The 2301-nt window shown below is 75.2% G+C and carries 3 protein-coding genes; 2 read left to right on the top strand and 1 reads right to left on the bottom strand.

Going from position 1 to position 2301, the window contains the following annotated elements; genetic code table 11:
- On the top strand, window positions 1–511 hold a 511-nt coding region (locus GXP76_RS35205; protein WP_242575684.1), incomplete at its 5' end, for a DUF2064 domain-containing protein.
- Window positions 508–1314 carry a methyltransferase domain-containing protein gene (locus GXP76_RS35200; protein WP_242575683.1) on the top strand — a complete coding sequence of 269 codons (807 nt, stop codon included), beginning with the start codon at window positions 508–510 and terminating at the stop codon, window positions 1312–1314. The genes GXP76_RS35205 and GXP76_RS35200, both read left to right, overlap by 4 nt.
- A gap of 379 nt (window positions 1315–1693) precedes the next feature.
- On the opposite strand, the gene GXP76_RS35195 is transcribed toward GXP76_RS35200, so the two are convergent.
- Window positions 1694–2301: molybdopterin-dependent oxidoreductase (locus GXP76_RS35195; RefSeq protein ID WP_242575682.1), on the bottom strand; the 608-nt coding region annotated here is incomplete at its 5' end.

Raw genomic sequence — 2301 nt, 5'->3', positions numbered from 1 at the left:
CCGCGCCCTCCCCGCCCGGCGCCGCGTCCTGGTCCTCGAAGGGCGCCCCGGCCCCTGGCTGCCGCCCGGCTTCGACGTGGTGCCGCAGTGCGCGGGCGGGCTCGACGAGCGGCTGGCCGCCGCGTTCGAAAGCTGTACGGGGCCGACGCTCCTCGTCGGCATGGACACCCCGCAGATCACCGCCGCCCTGCTGGCCCCCGCGCTCGGCCCGGCCGGCTGGGACGGCTGCGACGCCTGGTTCGGCCCCGCCGACGACGGCGGCTTCTGGGCGCTGGGCCTCGCCGCGCCCGAGTCCGCCCCGCCGGACCTCATTCGCGGGGTGCCCATGTCCGTACCCGGGACCGGCGCCGTACAGCGCCGCCGTCTCGTGGACGCCGGGCTCACCGTGCGCGATCTGCCGCCGCTGCGCGACGTGGACTCGGCGGCAGACGCCGAGTACGTCGCGTCGGCCGCCCCGCACGGGCGGTTCGCGGCCACGCTGCGCAGGCTCACCCCGGTGGGCGCCCGGTGAGCACCACGGACACCGGCACCGAAACCGAACCCGAATCCACCGGCACAGAAACCGCCGCCTGGAGCACCGACCCGTACGCCGACGCACTCCGCGCCGGGCGCGGCCCGCTCTTCCTGCGCCGTACGGACGGGTGGCTGCTGCCCCTCGACGTCGAGCGCTGGTGCGCCCGCGCCGACGCCGCCGACCTCTCGGCCCTGCACCGCTGCGAGGGCGCGGTCCTGGACATCGGCTGCGGCCCCGGCCGCCTCGTCGCCGCGCTCGCGGCCCGGGGCCGGCGGGCGCTCGGCGTCGATGTCAGCGAGGCCGCCGTCGAACGTACGCTGCGGCTCGGCGGCACCGCCCTGCGCCGCTCCGTCTTCGATCCCCTTCCCGGCGAGGGCCGTTGGGGCACCGTCCTGCTCATGGACGGCAACATCGGCATCGGCGGGGACCCGGCCGGACTGCTCCGCCGGGTCGGCGGGCTGCTGGCGCACGGCGGGCTGATCATCGCCGAGACCGCGCCCGTGGACATCGACGAGCGGGTACGCGTACGGGTGGACGACGGGCGCCACCCACCGCCGGGGGCGACCGGTTCGCCCTTCCCGTGGGCCCGGCTCGGCACCCCGGCGCTGCTCCGGTACGGCCGGGCCCTCGGCTGGTACCCCGTCGATCAGTGGGAGGCGGCGGGCCGCCCCTTCGTCGCCCTGCGCCGCAGCACCGCCCGGGTCACCAGACAGAGTGCCGAGCACGCGAACAGCGCGGCCGTGACCAGCAGCCAGCGCGCCAGGGACCCGTCGGACGACAGGGCGGCGTACGGCTCGTAGCGCCTCACCCGCCCCGTGATCATCGGGAACCACACCAGCAGGAGCAGCCCGGACAGGAAGGCCGGTACGCGTACGTAGTTGACGAGCCGGCGCCGTGGTCCCAGCGCGGCGGCCACCCCACGGTCGGCCGCCGTGTAGAGCGGCACCAGGACGAGGTCGTGCACGAGCGCCGCGCCGACGAACCAGACCACGATCAGGAACGTCTCGCCCACCAGCAGGCGTACTCCCACGTATCCGGCGAACGCGAGGGTGGCGAGCAGCAGCACGATCTGGAACGGACTGCCCAGCAGGGAGCGGTACTTGAGAACGCGGTGCTTGAGAACGCGGTGCTTGAGAGCGCGGCGCCTGAGTACGCGTCCCGCACCGTTCCGGCGATTCATCACAGCGCTCCGAACGTCAGCCTGGTGACCCACTTGGTGTTCAGCACCCCGGGCGCGGCCGGGACGATGATCCGCGCCGGGAATCCGTGATCGAGCGACAGGTCCGCGCCGTTGACCCGGAGCGCCAGCAGCGAACGCCCGTCGCGCACCTGGTTCTCGCGCAGCGCGCCCGAGCGGAAACTGCCCCGGGGCTGGAGCGACTCCACGAACACACCGGGCGCGTCGGCCGGATACCCGGCCAGCGCCGCGAGGTCCCGCAGGCGTACGCCGCGCCAGGACTGGTTCGACGTCGACCAGCCCTCCACACAGGCGATCGGCAGCTCGGAGGTGTGCTGGGTCATCGCGAGGAGCTGCGCGCGCGAGAGCCGTACGTCCCCGGCCGGGCCGCTGACGACGAGCCGCCACCGGTCCCCGGCGGTGTCGGCCGCCCTGACCCCCACGGCCGCCGCCGTCTTGTTGATCTGGAACCCGTTCGGGCCACCGCTCGGGTCCTCCCAGCCGTGCGGGGCGAGCAGCGCGGTACGGCGCAGCGGCCCGTCGAAGCTCCGGCCGGCGGTCGTGAGCAGCATGAACAGCGATCCCGCGCCGACGACGGCGAAGGCGCCGC

This window comes from Streptomyces sp. NP-1717 (assembly GCF_022695985.1).
In the GTDB taxonomy this organism is placed as follows: Bacteria; Actinomycetota; Actinomycetes; order Streptomycetales; family Streptomycetaceae; genus Streptomyces.
Note: the sequence above shows the minus strand (reverse complement) of the source record. Positions and strands in the feature narration are given on the sequence as shown.